Source organism: Pseudomonas sp. LS1212, from assembly GCF_024741815.1.
Classification (GTDB): Bacteria; Pseudomonadota; Gammaproteobacteria; order Pseudomonadales; family Pseudomonadaceae; genus Aquipseudomonas.
On record NZ_CP102951.1, the window covers coordinates 2,141,684 to 2,158,779 of the forward strand.

Below are 17,096 nucleotides of genomic sequence, written 5' to 3' on the forward strand. Positions count from 1 at the left end.
CCCCTCGTGTGGGCAGCATGTCGTTTAGATGACGGTTCCGACAGAAGTCATCAGGACAAAACGACATGCTGGAAACTCCAGGCAACACTACTCCAACAGCACAGCCCGCCGCGACAGCGGAGGGCGTGCACGATCATTTCATCCAGCAGCGCCTGCCTGACTGGTTACGCAACGCCTGCGCTGCGCAACGCCAGCAACTGCGTGCTGCTATCCTGCGCAGCCAACGCAGCAAGCGGGAAGTACGCCAGGCCCTGGCGGGTTGGCAAGGCCTCAAGGCGTTCGCCGAACCGCTGCTCGCCGAAGCCCTGCAACGTGAGTTCGGGCTCAAGCCTGACCTTGAGGGTTCCACCTTTGTTCATCTGATTCGCGGCTCGCGAGTCGCCACCAGCAGTCCGGGCGCAGTTCTCAAAGTCCTGACGCCAAGCCTGCTGCAGGCGGCAATGCAGAACTTCGTTGCGGACGAAGCATTTGATGCTGGCACCGAATTGCGCCAGGGTGACGATAGCCTGGCCATCGATGCGCAAGCCTTTGCCCGGGTTTGTCGAGAGCTGGACCTGGGGCGTCGCTATCAGGAACACCTGGCAACGGTTTTCGAGCCTGGCTCGCTGCCGGGCCAAGCGTCGGATTCAGCCAAAAACAATCTACGAGCCAGTGTGATGCATTGCCAGCGTGATGCCCTGGCGGTGCAAGCCTCTCTGGCCGTGCTCCAGGGGCACATCGGGCAACAGGCTCATGACGCGTTGCTGGCAGGCTTGCAGTTTCGCCCGGGACCGGTGTTCAGGGTGTATCGGTTGAGTCTGTGGGGGCTGGCGCTCGATGAGTTGCTGCTGTTTGAAGTCGAAGCGGCAGATGCCGACGGAATACAACCCTGCCTGGTGTATATCCCCGAAGACGTGAATGGTGCGCTGCGTCATTACTCTTCGCGCGGCGCCTTTATGCAGGTCCTGCGTGGGCGCCTGCGAGAGCGTACTTACCAAGCGTATTTCAGCCGATTTGTCGGCCAGCGCAACCGGGGCGCGTACCTGCAAAAAATCGAGCAGCTTTTCAATGCATACCAGGTGACATCAGACCAATCAATTGTGCCTGTGGATACCTCGCAGGTACGGCTTGACCTGAATGAACATCGTATTGAAGGCAATCTCTTTCGCAAGTGTTTCGACCAGCATCTGGCGCGGATAAGGGATGACGCGCGGGTGCTGGCGGTACCGACCGAAGACATCGATGCCAGCGAACGTTTGACGCGCCTGGAACAATGGCTGGAAGTGGGCCTGAATGTGGTCAACACGGCTGCCCTGTTCGTGCCGGTGCTGGGGTTGGTGATGATGCCGGTGGCCGCAGCGCAGTTGCTCGGGGCCTTCTTTCACGGGGTAGAAGCCTGGGAAGCCGGCGAGACAGACCTGGCGCTGGGGTACTTGATGGGGGTGGTGCAAAACCTTGCCCTGCTGGCCGCCCTGGGTAGCCTCCATGGTGCTGGCGAGTCTGTGCTGCCGGCCGAAGGCGTGGGTTTTACCGATCGCCTGGAGACGGTCAGGCTGCCCAATGGCCAGCAGCGTCTGTGGAAGCCGGATATGACACCTTATCAGCATGACATCGAGCTTGCGCCGTTCACGGTCAATGCCCAGGGACAGTACACGCTGGGTAACAAGCACTACATACGGCTGCAAGGGAAAGTCTATGAACAGATTTACAATGCCGAACTCAAGCAATGGCAAATCAAACATCCCGGCGATCCCGAAGCCTACCAGCCGCTGCTCGAGCATAACGGTCAAGGTGCCTGGTTTCTGGCCCATGAAAACCCGCTGAGCTGGGATCGGCCGACCTTGCTGCGGCGCATCGGCCACTCGGTGGGCGCCCTGACGGATGCGCAACTGGAGCAGGCCTTCAGGATCAGTGGCATCGATGAGGACATGCTGCGGCAAATGCATGCCGATCGCCAGGCTGTGCCGCCATTGCTGGCCGAGACGCTGCGGCGATTGGAGATTGGCGAGGTGGTGGACCCAGTCGTAGGCCAAACGCAGCCATCTGCTTCGGTCGACGTGATGGTCCTGGAGCGCGATTTTCCCGGCCTGCCGAGATCTGTTGCGCAGGCATTGGTCGAGCGTGCCAGCGGCGTTGAGCGAGAGCGGATGAGCGGCAGTAAACGCGTACCGCTGCGTCTGGCAGAAGAGGCTCGGGGGTATTTGCAGCAGGTACGTCTGAATCGCGCTTATGCGGGCTTGTACGTTGAGAGCCTGCACGTGGTAGATAGCGATACGCTGGCGTTGCGCATGCTCGAACAATTGCCCGGCTGGTCAAAAGATATCCGTCTTGAGGTGCGCAAGGACAGCGCTGAAGGGCGACTGCTCGATAGCGCAGGAAGCCGTGATGCCTCTGTGGTGAGGTACCTGGTCAAGGAGGCTGGGGGGTATCGGGCATTTGACGGCAATGGCAATTCGCTCAATGCCCTGGCTGACACCGGCAATAACCTGTTTCCTTCTATTTTGCATGCGCTGCCCGATGCACAACGTCTGGCATTGGGGTATGACATTCATGAAAGCCAGAAGCTGCGCCAGGCAGTCGCAGAGCTGGCAGTGAAGGATCGTGGCCGCGCCGCGCGAGCGCTCGGGCAGCGTGCGACAAGCTCCGGGCTCCAGATGCCAACGCGTGTGGCGGGCGGGCGTTTGGGCTATCCCTTGAGCGGGCGAGGGGCGGTCACCACGCGAGCGGTGCTGCTGAGCAGGGTCAGCCGGCTTTATCCCGGTTTCACGGCAACTCAAGCCGAGGAGTTCTTGACCGCGCTTGGGCTTTCGGAGGCGCAGACGGGCGAGGAATTGTTGAGGCTTGAAGCTGAATTCGATGCATTGAGCGGGGATCTGGATTCCTGGGTACAAAGACCTGCCTGGCACCAATACAGCGAGACGCATATCCAGGCGGTTTCAGAGCACAGCAGGCGTCAGGTCGCCGACAGCATCAAGCGTTGCTGGCAGCGACAAACCCGGCGGCTGTACAGTGGCGATGACCGGTTTATCGGCCATGAGCTCGACCTGTCCTTCCATACCTTGGGGCCACTTCCGGAGCTGACGGCTGACTTCAGTCATGTGGGATCCTTGTCGTTGAGCAATATGCGGTTGTTCCGGTCGCCGGATGCTTTCTTGAGGCGCTTCCCCCAGCTTCGCTGGCTCGATATGGCAAACAACAACTTGACTGATCTCCCGCCTGCCATCAGCGACATGGCGGGGTTGACCAAATTGCGCCTGCAACACAATCGAATTCGCCTGACTCCGCAAAGTGTGGGGCAACTGCGTGCAATGACCGGGCTGAAAGTCCTGATGCTCGATTACAACCCATTGGAGCAAGTGCCGGACGTCAGCCTGATGACGGACTTGCGTGGACTGACCGTACGCGCCACCGGGATCGACCGCTGGCCAACCGGGATTTTCGAAATTCAGCAGCCAACGCTATTGGATTGGCTCGACCTGCGCGACAACCAGATTCAAACCTTGCCTGAGGCCGTGTTGAACCCACTGCCGGAAGGCGCCGAGGTCGTTGCCCGGGTCAATCGCGTCACCTATCTGGATGGCAACCCGCTGACGCCCCGGAGTTTACAGCTGTTGGCTGAGTATCGGCAGCGCACCGGTATTACGCTGGGCATTGTCCCGGCTCGTGCACCGATCATGGCCGCAGCGCCTGTTCGCCCGGTCACTCGCTGGTTGCGGGACGAGCCTGTCGAGCAGGTTGCGTTGAAAACCCAACGATGGGATGCGCTCGTTGCTGAACCGGCTTCAGCCGACTTCTTCAGGATTCTCGGCAGGTTGGGTGAAAGTGGAGAGTTTCAGGGCAATGGCTACGCAGACCTGAAATTACGCGTCTGGCGAATGATTGACGAGATAACTGACAGTACTGCCTTGCGGGCGGAGTTGTTCAACCTGTCGGCGCATCCTGAAACCTGTGCCGACGGCGTATCGTTGGTGTTCAGTCAACTGGAAGTTCGGGCGCTGGTATACAACGCCACGCGGGCAGCGGACGAAGCCCAATCCCAGTTTGGGCTGTTGGATCTGGCCGGCCGTCTGTACCGTCTGGATGAGGTCGACAGTATTGCCGCAAAAGATATTGCCGCGCGGATCAAGGCCAACCCCGGGCTCGATGAGGTAGAGGTTCGACTGGCTTACCGCGTAGGCCTTCGTGAGGTGCTGGGATTGCCAGGGCAACCATCGGCCGCGCGGTTTACGCAGATTGCAAACGTCAGCCAGACGATGCTCGATGCAGCAGAAGCCACGGTTCTGGCGAACGAGCAAACCACTGCACGATTTGCGTCGATTTGTCAGCGAGATTTCTGGCGCGCGTTTCTGGAGAGGAGATACGCCGAGCGTTTCGAGCAGGTCAATCGGCCGTTTCACAATCGTTTGGCGGCACTGGATGAAGACAGTCAGACGATGACAAGCGATGGCTATTTGAAAAAGATTGAAGCGTTGAATGCAAAACGCAAGGCTGACATTGAAAAGCTGATTGACGAGCTGACCCGCAAGGCAATGGACGAGGCTGAGCCGGAGATCGAAATCACAGAGCTTTGAGTGCTCATCGCCAATAGCCCCGCGCCTTGAATGCCGGCATCAAGCCCGGCATTCAAGGCGTTTTAGTAGCGGCCCGTTGGAACAGGCAGTGGTTCCAGGGGATACTTATGTAAGGCACTTGGCCGGCGCCGCTGTGGTTTTCTGATGCCTCCAAACAGTCCTTGAAGGCATGCATCATGACTCAATCACAAGCAGTGGACCCGGGCGTCCACACTTCATTCATCAGGAGCAAGATCCCCCTCTGGGTCAAACACGCTCACCCCGACGCCATCAAAGCGTTGCATCAAAGCCAGTCGCCCGTAGGTGAACCTGACTGGTTTATGAGTGCCAACCCTGCACTGCGCCAGGCGCTGCTCGACTGCAAGGCGCGAAGTGATGCTTCCCACCGGGCGGCGGCACATGCACTCGTTGGGCTCAAGGGCATCACTGAGTTTGCCGAACCTTTGCTGGTGCAAGCCATCCGAACAACGTACGGCCTCACGCTGGATGTCAACGCCAATGAGTTTGTGCGCCTGCGTGAGGATGCGTCATGGCGAATTGACAAACTCAGCGAGGTGTTGATCTCCAGGCAGTCATTGCTGCAGACGGCCTTGCAGAACTTCGAAGCAGCAGATGCCCAGGCGCTGCGGTATGACACCTACAGCGCGCTGACACCGATGGGTGCATTGGCCCCTTTCCCCGATACAGTCGATCCCGAGCGCCGCGCGAGCGATTCCATCCGGTATACGGCCAAACTTTCGATTACACCTCGGCAATTCGCGCTGTTTTGTCGGACATTGGACCTGGGCCAGCAATATCAGGATCATCTGGCCTCGGTCTTCGACTCGCCGACGACTTCCACAACCCTGAGCCAGGCCCTGACAAGTGCCACCAGGGACGCCATGGAAGTGCAGGTGCATACCGCACGCATGAAGGCGCGTATCAGTGAAGAGGCCCATGCCAGGCTTATGGCATTGCTGGGCAGGTCGCCCCCCGCTTCGGTAGAGGGGGGCACGCCTGTGCGCTGCAGCCAATTGCAACTGTCAGGCGTGGCATTGAGCGATATCCTGGTGATCGGCGAGGCCCCTACCGACATCTCAGGCCCGACGCCCTGCATCATCTATCTGCCGGGCGATCCGCAATTCCCGCTCAAGGAGTACCCCTTCAGAGCGGCCTTTTACCTGGACCTTAAGGCGCGTTTACAGGACCCTGCGTATCAACGCTTCTTCAGTCGTTTCGTGCCCAGGCGCCTGCAGTCGGAGTTCTTCAACAAGCTCAAGGCAGATGAAGCGTTCAAGGGCCAAGGCGCGCTGGTGGAGTCACCGATCACGGGCGAGCTGTTCGATACCTTGTACAAGCGCATGGTGGCCAAGGCCAAAGACGATGCCCAGGCGCTGGCAGTACCGACCAGCAAAAGTGATCACGAAGCCTGGCTGAACGCATTGGAACACTCTCTGGATGCCGGGCTTGATGTCTTGAACATCGCCGCCTTTTTCGTGCCGGGTTTAGGCGAAGTGATGCTGACGGTCATGGGGGCGCAGTTGATGGGGGATATCTTTCACGGTATCGAAGCCTGGGAAGCGAACGAAAAAGAGCAGGCCGTTGCGCACCTGGAGTCGGTTGCCATCAACGTCGCGGCTATCGCGACGATCGGTGCGATCGCTCACACCGTGGGGCCTGCGCTCAAAGCTTGCGATTTCGTCGATGGGCTGGTGCCGGTCGAGATGCCTGATGGTGACACCCGTTTGTGGAAACCGACCCTGGCAGGTTATGAGAGCGACCATGACCTGCCCAAGGATCTGGAGCCCAATGCACGAGGACAGTATGAGCACCGAGGTCGGTATTTCGTTCGACTAAACGAGCGACTCTTTGAACAGGTCCTGGATGAGCGCACTGGGCAGTGGGTGATTAAAGCCAAGGACAATGCGGCGTACTCTCCAAAGCTGTCTTCCAATAGCGCAGGTAGTTGGCTGTCCGAGGGTGAGCATCCCGCCAGTTGGTCGCGGGCGAAATTATTGCGCCGGATCGGGCCCGTCACCGATGGCCTGACCGATGCCGAGCTGGAACTGGCAGCGTACATCAGTGACACCCGCGACGAAGCGCTACGCATGATGCAGGTCGAACAACAACCGGTGCCACCGTTGTTGGCCGACACGCTTGAGCGCATGAAAAACCTGGGTGAAGTGGATCGCCTGATTCGCTTCACGCGCAATGGTGATCCGGTCAATTCGCGGCCTTCGCCCCCGTCTTGGCGCCCTCGCTGGCTGGATGGCCGCCGGGACGAAACCTGGAAATCTTCAAAGGTCCGGAGTTATGGGGGGAGAAAGCCGTAACCTACCCAGCGGCGGGGACGAACACGTACCGCCCGGTTAGAGTCCTGTTCTCGGATCTTGTGTCAGGCAAGTTGGCCGAGGCGATTTTGGGCGAGCTTGACTCCGGGGAAATCAACGGATTGTTGGGCGACTCCGTACCCGTTGCCGAGCGTGTTCCGAGCCTGCGCGACCTTTTGGCCCGCCAGCTTGAACTAAAACGCAAGGATGTCTTCGAGAGCCTCTACAACGGTGCCGACGAGGCTGATGACCAGGTCCGAATAGTGCGCCAACATTTTCCACGGCTGGACAAGCCTTTGGCCCGGCGCTTGATAGCGCGCCTGCCGCAGGCAGAGCGCAATGGGTGGGGCAGCCTGTTGGAGATGCCCGAGCAGCTGCGCACCCTGGCGGCTGAAATGAACGGAGATAGTGTGATGGTTCGCGTGTATGAGGGGCTATATTTTCCCTCGATCGCCGAGGCCGACAGCGACCGCCTGATTCTGGCTTGCCTGAGCAGGCTCGAGGGCTGGTCGCCGCAGATGGGCCTGGAGCTGCGTGGGGGAAGTTCTGTCGGACCGATCCTGGGCAGGGCCGGCAAAGTCGGGGCGCCGGTCAAGCGCATCATCGTCAAAAATAACGCTGGCTACCGCGCCTATGAGGGGAGCATGACATTGCAGTCATTGGCCCCGGCGGCGCAAGACAACACCCTGTTCAAGGCTCTGCTGCATGCCTTGCCGGATGCGCAGCGCGACGCGCTCAACGTGCAACTCCATGATCATGACAGGCTGCGCAGCCTGGTGCTTGAGGTAGCGAAAAAGCACCGTGGGCAAGCCGAGCGCTGGCTATACGGTGTCGACGATCTACCGCAATGGCCCTACACCGGTCGTCTCGCCGGTGGCGGTAGCAATTTGGGGCGCATGCTTTCTTACTTGCCTGCCGCGGTGAACGAGCCCTATGCGCATCGCCAGTACCGGAGCTTGTTTCCCGGTGCCAGCGATGCCGTACGGGAGCGGGATTTCGCGTTGTGGCGGGAGGCCGGTACGGTGCCCATCGACGAAATCAATAACCTGACGGAGGAATGGCGCAGGCTTGAGACCAGGCTGGCCGGCTGGGCCGGCACCGAATGGAAGCGGGCACGGATCAGCGAGCAAATCCGCAAGGCATGGCAGCAGGTAACCCAGTTCGACAGCCAGCAGGGCGTGCCCATGTTGGATCTGGCAGACCGTAACCTGACCGACCAGGACTTTGCCGATTTCCCATTGCTCGACGCCTCTTTCGATCATGTGTTGTGCCTTGAGCTCAGCGGCAACGATTTGACCCAATTGCCTGATCGATTGCTGCGCAGTTTCAGGCGAGTGCAATGGTTGTACGCCTCCGGCAATGACCTGACTCGATTGCCATTTTATGTAGAGGGGGCGCCATTGAAACTTCTCGACCTTCGCGGCAACCGCATCGAGCTGGACCCGGCAGGCCAGAATTGGCTGGCGTCTTGTGTGCAATTGGATACGTTGGCCCTGGCGGGCAACCCATTGGGTGTTGCCCCGGATTTAACGGCGTTGAGCCTCCTGAGAATCGTTAAGCTGGCCGAATGCGATTTGACGCAACTCCCTGATGGTCTCGCTCGATTGAGCCGTCTGGAGCGTGCCGAACTCTTCAGGAACGCTATCGTGGAGTTGCCTGCGAACTTGTCCGAACTCCCCGTCAATATCGGCCGTGCCCTGGATCTTGGGGAAAACCCTCTGGGTGAACAGGCCATGGAGCAGGTCGACGCCTATTACAATGCCCGCGGTATCGACCTGGATGAGGAGGCCGGCAAGGACCCGCTCAACTTCGCCGACTCCGTCGATCCACAATCGTTGCAGCGTTGGCATGGCTTGCGACAGTCAGGTTCACGGGCGTTGTTCCGTGCGTTGGCCAACCTGTCCGAGACGGTGACATTCCGTGTCGCCGAACAAACGCTGCGTCGGCGCGTCGACGAGGTGCTGATATGGCTGGAGGGGTCGCAAGCGGCTCGCACAGAAGTCTATGGCTTGAAAAAGCCGGCATTCATCGATATCGAACAAAAGATGCGCGTGGCCCGGGTTTTCTCGGATGTGCCGCCAGCGCAGCAGAGTCTTCGCCTGCTGGAACGGGTGACTGGCTTTATCCGTCTGCCCTATATCGATGAATGGATCAGGTTGCTGTTTGAGGACTATGTTCAGCCGCCAGCGTATCCGTATACACGCGAGGTGATCGTGCAAACCATTCGTGGAGCCGCCTCAACCGAACCACGACTGTGGATGCCCGAAGCGCCGCGGCCCGATGAAGACATTGATGTTGATCTGGCCGACCCGGCTGCTTTCGATGTGCTGGACGAGCATATCGAGGGGGTGGCCGTTCGTTTGCTGACATTGGATGCCGGTTCGCCAGAAGGGCTGGAGGCAATAGTAGGTAATGACTACTGGGTCCGGCACCTGAATACACTGTCAACGCGTTTCGCTGAATTGGATCAGGAGTTCACAGCGTTGGAGGCTCAGGTCATGAGCGAAGAAATCAATGAAAATCACTACAACAGCGAGGCCAAGAGGATTGCTGCCGAGCACAAAGCGCTACAGGAGAGTTTGACCCAGCAGATTTATCAGCAGCTGCAGGGGCAAGGCTAGCAGAGAGCGTTTTCAGGAGAAGGATGGCCCCGCCTGCCAGGGCAGGCGGGGCCTTGTGCTGTCAGCGGCGGCGGAAGAGCGGCAATGGCTCATCCGTTGCAGCCTGGTAGGTCACCGAGAAGTCCTTGAGGCTCTCAAGGGCTTCGTACGGGTCTTTGTCCGCACGAATGGCAAAGGCGTCGAAACCGCAACGACGCAGGAAGAACAACTGGTCGCGCAGCACGTCGCCGATCGCCCGCAGTTCACCCTTGAAGCCATAGCGGTCACGCAGCAGGCGGGCGTTGGAGTAGTTGCGCCCGTCGGTGAAGGCCGGGAAGTTCAGGGCAATGACCTGGAGCTCGTTGGCATCCTCACCGATCTCTTCGGCTTCTTCATCGGCGTCCAGCCACACGCCCAGGCCACCGTCGCGGGCCTTGAGCATGCGGCTGTGTTCGCGCCACAGCTGCAGCGGGACGATGTAGTCATCGCAGTTGGTCAACTCGTCGATGCTGACGTCCTTGGGCAGCAGGTGCCAGGTTTCGTCGACGATTTCGTTGTTCTTAATTATTCGCTGCATAGACGCGCTCCTTGAAAGGGTCGATGCCGATACGTTGGTAAGTGTCGATGAAGCGCTCGTCTTCGGTGCGCTGTTCCACATACACGTCGATCAGCTTTTCGATCACGTCGGGCATGGCGTCCTGGGCGAAGGACGGGCCGAGGATCTTGCCCAGGCTGGCATCGCGGCTGGCACTGCCGCCGAGGGAGACCTGGTAAAACTCCTCGCCTTTCTTGTCCACGCCCAGAATGCCGATATGGCCCACATGGTGGTGGCCGCAGGCGTTCATGCAACCGGAGATGTTCAGGTCCAGCTCGCCGATGTCGAAGAGGTAGTCCAGGTCGTCGAAACGGCGCTGGATGGATTCGGCAATCGGGATCGACTTGGCGTTGGCCAGGGAGCAGAAGTCGCCGCCCGGGCAGCAGATGATGTCGGTCAGCAGGCCGATATTCGGCGTGGCGAAACCATTTTCGCGCAGCTCCAGCCACAGGGCGTGCAGTTGGCTTTGCTCGACATCGGCCAGGATGATGTTCTGCTCATGGGAGGTGCGCAATTGGCCGAAGCTGTAACGGTCGGCGAGATCGGCGATCGCATCGAGCTGCTTGTCCGTCACATCGCCAGGGGCGACGCCGGTCGGCTTGAGCGACAGGGTCACGGCAGCATAGCCAGGCTTCTTGTGCGCCCGGACGTTGCGCGTGCGCCAGCGGGCAAAACCCGGGTGCTGTTGATCGAGCTGGGCCAGTTCGCCGCTGAAGTCGCCCAAAGCCTTGTACTCAGGGTCGACGAAGTGTTTCGCGACGCGGTGCAGCTCGGCTTCGGTTAGGGTCGTGCTGCCGCCACGTAGGTGAGCCATTTCGGCTTCGACCTTCTCGGCGAAGACTTCCGGCGTCAGTGCCTTGACCAGAATCTTGATACGCGCCTTGTACTTGTTGTCACGACGGCCGTAGCGGTTGTAGACACGCAGGATGGCATCCAGGTAGCTCAACAGGTCCTGCCACGGCAGGAACTCGTTGATGAAGGCGCCCACTACAGGCGTACGGCCCAGGCCGCCACCGACCAGCACGCGGAAACCCAGCTCGCCCGCTTCGTTGCGCACCGGCTCCAGGCCAATATCGTGCACTTCGATGGCGGCGCGGTCGCTGACCGAACCGTTGATGGCAATCTTGAACTTGCGCGGAAGGTAGGCAAATTCTGGGTGGAAGGTGGTCCACTGGCGAACGATTTCGCACCACGGGCGCGGGTCGACCAGTTCATCGGCGGCGACGCCGGCAAACTGATCGGTAGTGACGTTGCGCAGGCAGTTGCCGCTGGTCTGGATCGCGTGCATCTGCACGGTCGCAAGCTCAGCGAGAATGTCCGGGATATCTTCCAGGGCCGGCCAGTTGAACTGTACGTTCTGGCGGGTACTGATATGGGCGTAGCCCTTGTCGAAATCGCGAGCGATTTTGGCCATCATCCGCGTTTGGTGCGAAGTCAGTTGGCCATAAGGCACGGCAACCCGCAGCATCGGGGCAAACCGCTGAATATAGAGGCCATTTTGCAGGCGCAGGGGGCGGAACTCTTCTTCACTGAGCTCGCCAGCCAGATAGCGGCGGGTCTGATCACGGAACTGCTTGACGCGGTCCTCGATGATCCGCTGATCGTACTCGTCGTATACGTACATATAGGTCCTGTTCTCAGGCTGCTTACAGCTAATCTGCGCGCACGGCCGCGCACTCCAGGCGGAGCCGGAGCAAGATAACAGTTTGTAGTTATGCGCAAAAGTGAAGTTTTAGTATATGCAAATAACGAAATGAGCTAACTGCGTATATAGAGCAGGGAGGGTGTGGGGCCAGCGATGAAAAATGACAGAAGGAGGGCTTTGCGGCCAGGGTGTGGCCAGGACTGCGGCTATTCCTTCGTCAGTGGAGGCCGATTCTGAAATAACTAATTACCCCCCTTGTTGATTGTCATCCTGTTTTTCTGAGCGCTTCAATAGCATCGGGAAAACAGACATGGCGCAGGATACACAGAGCAGGGAGGCAGCCGGTGAGCATTCGGTCACCCAACGGACACCTGTCGAGGCTGGTTTGCATGGCCGCTTCAGCCAGCAGCGCATACCCGCCTGGCTGGTTGGCGCCACCACGGATCAACGACTGCAGCTGCAAAAAGCCATTGTGCAAAGCCAGCGGCACAAGCGCGTTGTACGCGGCTTGCTATCGGATTGGCAAGGTTTGCAGCGCTTTGCCGAACCGCTGTTGTCAGCCGCGCTGGAGGAGTCATTCGGGCTGAAGATCGATGTTACGCGCTCGTTTTTTTTCCATGTAGTGCGGGGTTCTCGAGCGCTGAGCAGCCGTCCCGGTGCTGTATTGGCGACCTCGCGTCAAACCCTGTTGCAAGCGGCGCTGCAGAATTTTGTCGAGCAAGAGCCCTTCGATTACGGCACCGCGTTGTTGCAGGCTGACGACCAACCCATCGATATTGCCCCTGAAGCGTTCGCCAGGGTTTGCCGGAACCTGGATCTGGGCCAGCGTTATCAGGAGCATCTGCAAAGCGTGTTCTTGCCCTCGGGGAGCCCGGGCATCACGGACCAGGTCGCGCAGGGTAACTTGCGTGGAGACATGATGACTTGCCAGCGTTACGCCTTGCTGGCCGAGGCCGAACTGGCACTGCTCAAGGGCGACATCGATGCTGCCAGTCATGCAGCAGTGGGCGCGGGTCTGCAGTTCCGAGGCGACCGTTACTACAAGACCTGCCGGCTGACGATTTGGGGGCTTTTACTCGATGAGTTGATTCTGTTCGAGGTTCTGCAGCCGGCGCCCAGTGGTATTCAGTCCTGCCTGGTCTATATCCCCGACGACCCCGATGGCGCTTTCAAGCAATATGCTTCGCGGGCTGCTTTCATGCAGGCGTTGCGCGGCAAACTGCGTAATCGCAGCTATCAGCGTTTTTTCAGGCGGTTTGTCAGTCAACGCAATCTGGCTGCCTACAACCACAAGATCGACAGCCTGTTCAATGCCCATACCGTGACCCATCGAGAAGGTGTGCGAGCGCTGGACAGTTCGCGAGCGCGCCTGGACCTCGTCGCGCAAGAGGTAACGGGCAATCTTTTTCGGCAGTGTTTCGATCAGCATCTGCGACGAATTCGAGATGATGCCCGGGTGCTGGCGGTGCCCACCGCAGAGGTCGACGCAGTTGCTCGCAGGGAGCGTCTGCAGGGCTGGCTGGCAGCTGGTTTCGACGTACTCAATCTGGCGGCCCTGTTCGTGCCGGTGTTGGGCATCATTATGATGCCGGTGGCGGGCGCACAGTTGATGAGCGAACTCTTTCACGGGGTCGAAGCCTGGGAAGAGAGCGAAACCGATCAAGCCCTCGGCTATTTGATGGGCGTAGCCGAGAATCTTGCCTTGATAGGTGCCCTGGGGTTCGCCCATGGTTCGGTCAACCCGCCGGCATCCAAAGGCGTGAGCTTTGTGGATCGGTTGGTGCCGGTACGTCTGCCTGATGGCAGTTCACGGCTATGGAATTCCGACTTGAGCGTTTATGAGGTGTCGGCGCCCAATCTCGATGCGCTGCAACCCAACCAACTGGGGCAGTATGAGCATGCCGGGCGCCGATTCATCCGGCTGGAGCAACGAACCCTGGAGGTTCGCCCTGACGGGGAGCCCGGCAAGTGGCGGGTGACCGCACCTGATGACCCACAACGATACTCGCCATTGGCCACGCACAACGGCATGGGCAGTTGGTGGATCGAAGGCGAGAACCCCCGCGGTTGGGACGTGTCCCGGTTGATTCAGCGCCTCAGACCGGGGTTGAGTCAGGTGCCCGATGCCGATCTGCTGGCACTTGTCCGTGTCAGTGCAGTCAGTGAAGCCCGGCTGCGGTCGGTCTATTCCAGAGGCCTGCCTGTTCCGGCGCTGTTATTGGACGCGATCGAAGGCTATCGAATCGATCGCGGTCTTGCGGATCTCGGTCTGGCCTTCGCTCTCAAGCCTCAGGGCAAGTTGTTGATCCGCGATTTTCCCGGGCTCAGTGCCAATTGTGCCAATGAGCTGCTGGGCATGAGCCGCGCGAGCGAACGTGCGCGGATGTTGCGCACGGGGCGCGTGCCCCTGCGCATGGCAGAAGCGGCGCGCTGGTATCTTCAACAGTCACGTCTGAATCAGGCCCTGCTGGGCCTTGAGTTCGAAACCATGGCCAATGCCGATAGCGCCGTCTTGCAGGCGAAGGCAGCGCCTGGACAGCGACTGTTCGATGACCGCGCCCAGGCTGCCATGTTGCTTGACATGCGCCCCATCAAGCCACGCATCCAGGCGCTGCAACGGTTGTCCCAAGGGCGCTTCGGTTATCCGTTGGGCGGTGTTGTCGGCCGGCTGCTGCCCAATCCTGATGGGCGTCTGCAGGCCCTGTTTCCCGGGCTCGATGCAGCGCAACTGGCTGATTTCAGAGCAGCGTTGCAACAGTCCAGGGTGCCACTTGCGACGCAAATCACTCGTCTTGAAGAGCAATGGCGCTCGTTGGAGGCGTCATTGGCGACGTGGTCCGAGCAGGAGGGCCCCTATGGGGTTCACCGGCGGTTGTTCGCCGACCAGTTGCAGGATTGCTGGCAGCGAAGAGTGCACCCTGGGTCCCGAGCCTATACCTATGAAGGCTATCGTTTGGCGATCAGTGAACTCGATGTCGGCGAACTGCCAGCGATCGGTGATGGCTTCGAGCATGTGACGGAGCTGGCGCTCAGCGATATGCAGCTTACTGAAGGAACAGAGGCTTTCTTGCGCCGGTTCACCGGCCTGCGGGCGCTGGTCATCTCCCGCGGCGGCTTGACCCGTCTCCCGGAGGCGGTGCGCGCCATGCCGCAACTGCGCGAATTGCTGCTGCCCGATAACCACATTCAGGCGTTGGGCACCGACTTGGGTCTGCTCAGTGGGGCACGCTGGCTGCAGGTCCTGGACCTCTCCGGCAACGGCTTGGCCATCAACCTTGAGGCGCTGGAGCAATTGGCTTCGTTGCGCCAATTGCGCTCGCTCAACCTGGCGGGCAACGACAGTCTGTTTCCCGCAGGTTCCCTGGGCTGCATTGCGCAACTGTCGAGTCTGCGTCGCCTTTATTTGTCCGGCAACTGGATAACCTTTTTTGCCGGTGATATCCGTTTGCTGGCGGATATGACCGAGCTTGAAATACTGAGCATGAGTGACAACCCACTCGGTCAGGCGCCGGATGTGTCGAACCTGAGCCGGCTCACGCAATTGAACCTGCAAAACACAGGGTTGACTGGCTGGCCGACGGGGCTTGGGCAATTGCAGAACCTGCAGTCGGTGAACCTGAGCTTCAATCGGCTGCAGATACTACCGGACGGTCTGGCAAATCTCTGGCGATTCAACCTGGACGGTAATCCGCTGTCTACCGAAGCGGCGGCAGCGTTTGCCGAAGGGGGCGGAGTTTACCGCACGGGGAGCACCGCGTCAGAGGCCTCTACGTTGGCTGAGACCGACATGACCCGTTGGTATGACGGGGCCACCGCAGAGCAGCGATCGCGCTGGGAAGAACTGCAGGAGCAGCCTGGCGCGCAGCCATTTTTCCGGGTGTTGCAACGCCTGGCGGACTCGGCCGAACATGACCCGGGCAATCGCGCTTCACAGCAGCGTGTCTGGCGCCTGCTCGATGCCGCTGCTGACTCACAGGGATTGCGTGAGCGCCTGTTTGCCCTGGCCCGAGGGGAGGAGACCTGCGCTGACCGGGCCGCATTGCTGTTCAGTCAGTTGGAGGTTGAACTCAGGGTCTACCAACTGGATCTGCAAGACCTGCCGATCGAGCGCAAGCGCGTGCCGATGGCCGCTTTGGCCAGGCAGCTGTTTCGCCTCGACGAGGTCGATATCGCCGCCAGGAAGTTCATCAATCGTTGGCGCAGAGCCGCACCGGATCAGGAAATCGACGAAATTGAAGTGTTGCTCGCATTTCGCGTTCGCCTGGCGGCCAGGCTCGGTTTGCCTGACCAACCGACCGAAGCACTGTACCTTGATCTCGCCGACCAGGTCACCGATCAGGTACTGACAGAGACCGCCGAGATGATCGAGCACAAGGAGCAGACCCTTGCCCTGAAGCAATGGATGGTCGCGCAGGATTTCTGGGTCGAGTTTCTCAAGTCCGGATACCCCCTCGAATTCGAGCAGGCCGCACAGCCCGGGCACCTGGGGCTGGACTATCTGGACGCCTGCCTGGACCCGGCCAATCCTTTGCCTGAAGTATCCGAAGCGGTGTTGAGCGAGTTGGCCGATCCGCTGCAGGTCACGCTCGACGTCATGCGTATCGAGGGGAGAGTGCAGCGCGTCGAGATCGATGATTATCGCTACTTGAAAGCTATCGACACCCTCAACCGGCTACAGCAACAGGCAGAGGCTGACCTGCTCGAGCGCTTGACCGATGGGGCGTTGAAGCTGCCCGGCAGCAAACAATCCAGTCCTGTAAATAGCCACACTTGAGGAATGGGCAATGCTGAACTTAACTGCAGGGCGTGTCATATGCATTCCCCAATAAGAAATCACAAGAGGCGATGCAATGGGAAATTCAACCAAGGCAAGGAAAAGCGACAGCACCGTTGATGCTTGGGCAATTCTATTTTTGATTATCCTGGCGGTATCGACTGCGGTGTACTGGGTCAGCCACCAGTAGCGGCACAAGCGCGACAACAGCACCGCCCGGTGGGAAGCCTTCGGGCGGTTTGCTGATCAGGCCACGGCCAGATGCAATATCACTTTCACTACGCCAATCAGCACCAGCACAAACAGCAGGGTGAACAACACCCCGAGTGCGATGAAGTGACCGGGTTTGCCGTGAGTGAAATCGCGAGCGCGGTTCTTGGCGCTTTGCACGCCGAAGGCGGCGGCGATGACGCTGTGCAGCATTTGCCAGAACGTGGGTGGCTTTTGTTGAGCGGGGTCGTCCATGAGGGGCTCCTGATGGCTGGGTTTGCCATCAGTGTAGTCCCATGAAGGGCCTTGCAGCCCTTATCGCGGGCAAGCCAGCTCCCACAGGTTTTGCATTCGACACAAATCACTGTGGGAGCGGGCTTGCCCGCGATCGACCGCGAAGCGGTCGCAATACG

General features: G+C 59.7%; 7 protein-coding genes. 4 read left to right on the forward strand and 3 right to left on the reverse strand.

Features of this window, described 5'->3' with window-relative positions:
* Positions 1 to 65 precede the first annotated feature (65 nt).
* From NVV94_RS10095 to NVV94_RS10105, 3 genes are all read left to right on the forward strand, one after another.
* Positions 66 to 4,550 (forward strand): NEL-type E3 ubiquitin ligase domain-containing protein, encoded by a 4,485-nt coding sequence (locus NVV94_RS10095; protein WP_258447023.1) that lies wholly within the window; start codon positions 66 to 68, stop codon positions 4,548 to 4,550.
* Between the two features lie 176 nt (positions 4,551 to 4,726).
* A complete protein-coding gene (locus NVV94_RS10100; protein ID WP_258447024.1) occupies positions 4,727 to 6,862 on the forward strand; it encodes a dermonecrotic toxin domain-containing protein in 2,136 nt (711 codons plus the stop codon).
* A gap of 59 nt (positions 6,863 to 6,921) precedes the next feature.
* Positions 6,922 to 9,480 (forward strand): leucine-rich repeat domain-containing protein, encoded by a 2,559-nt coding sequence (locus tag NVV94_RS10105; protein WP_258447025.1) that lies wholly within the window; start codon positions 6,922 to 6,924, stop codon positions 9,478 to 9,480.
* A 61-nt stretch (positions 9,481 to 9,541) separates the two neighbouring features.
* On the opposite strand, the gene NVV94_RS10110 is transcribed toward NVV94_RS10105, so the two are convergent.
* A complete protein-coding gene (locus tag NVV94_RS10110; protein WP_258447026.1) occupies positions 9,542 to 10,036 on the reverse strand; it encodes a DUF934 domain-containing protein in 495 nt (164 codons plus the stop codon).
* Positions 10,020 to 11,678: a nitrite/sulfite reductase gene (locus tag NVV94_RS10115; protein WP_258447027.1), complete on the reverse strand. Its 1,659-nt coding sequence runs from the start codon at positions 11,676 to 11,678 to the stop codon at positions 10,020 to 10,022. Before NVV94_RS10115 ends, NVV94_RS10110 begins: the two co-directional genes overlap by 17 nt.
* Positions 11,679 to 12,009: 331 nt before the next feature.
* On the opposite strand from NVV94_RS10115, the gene NVV94_RS10120 reads away from it, so the two are divergent.
* Complete coding sequence (locus NVV94_RS10120) at positions 12,010 to 16,473, forward strand: NEL-type E3 ubiquitin ligase domain-containing protein (protein ID WP_258447028.1); 4,464 nt, start codon at positions 12,010 to 12,012, stop codon at positions 16,471 to 16,473.
* A 246-nt stretch (positions 16,474 to 16,719) separates the two neighbouring features.
* On the opposite strand, the gene NVV94_RS10125 is transcribed toward NVV94_RS10120, so the two are convergent.
* A complete protein-coding gene (locus tag NVV94_RS10125; protein WP_258447029.1) occupies positions 16,720 to 16,938 on the reverse strand; it encodes a DUF2970 domain-containing protein in 219 nt (72 codons plus the stop codon).
* Positions 16,939 to 17,096 lie beyond the last annotated feature (158 nt).

What these genes read in the sequence shown, in the direction of transcription:
- NVV94_RS10100 (WP_258447024.1), top strand. Translation starts at nt 4,727, where the DNA reads ATGACTCAATCACAAGCAGTGGACCCGGGCGTCCACACTTCATTCATC.
- NVV94_RS10125 (WP_258447029.1), bottom strand. Translation starts at nt 16,938, where the DNA reads ATGGACGACCCCGCTCAACAAAAGCCACCCACGTTCTGGCAAATGCTG.
- NVV94_RS10115 (WP_258447027.1), bottom strand. Translation starts at nt 11,678, where the DNA reads ATGTACGTATACGACGAGTACGATCAGCGGATCATCGAGGACCGCGTC.
- NVV94_RS10120 (WP_258447028.1), top strand. Translation starts at nt 12,010, where the DNA reads ATGGCGCAGGATACACAGAGCAGGGAGGCAGCCGGTGAGCATTCGGTC.
- NVV94_RS10095 (WP_258447023.1), top strand. Translation starts at nt 66, where the DNA reads ATGCTGGAAACTCCAGGCAACACTACTCCAACAGCACAGCCCGCCGCG.
- NVV94_RS10110 (WP_258447026.1), bottom strand. Translation starts at nt 10,036, where the DNA reads ATGCAGCGAATAATTAAGAACAACGAAATCGTCGACGAAACCTGGCAC.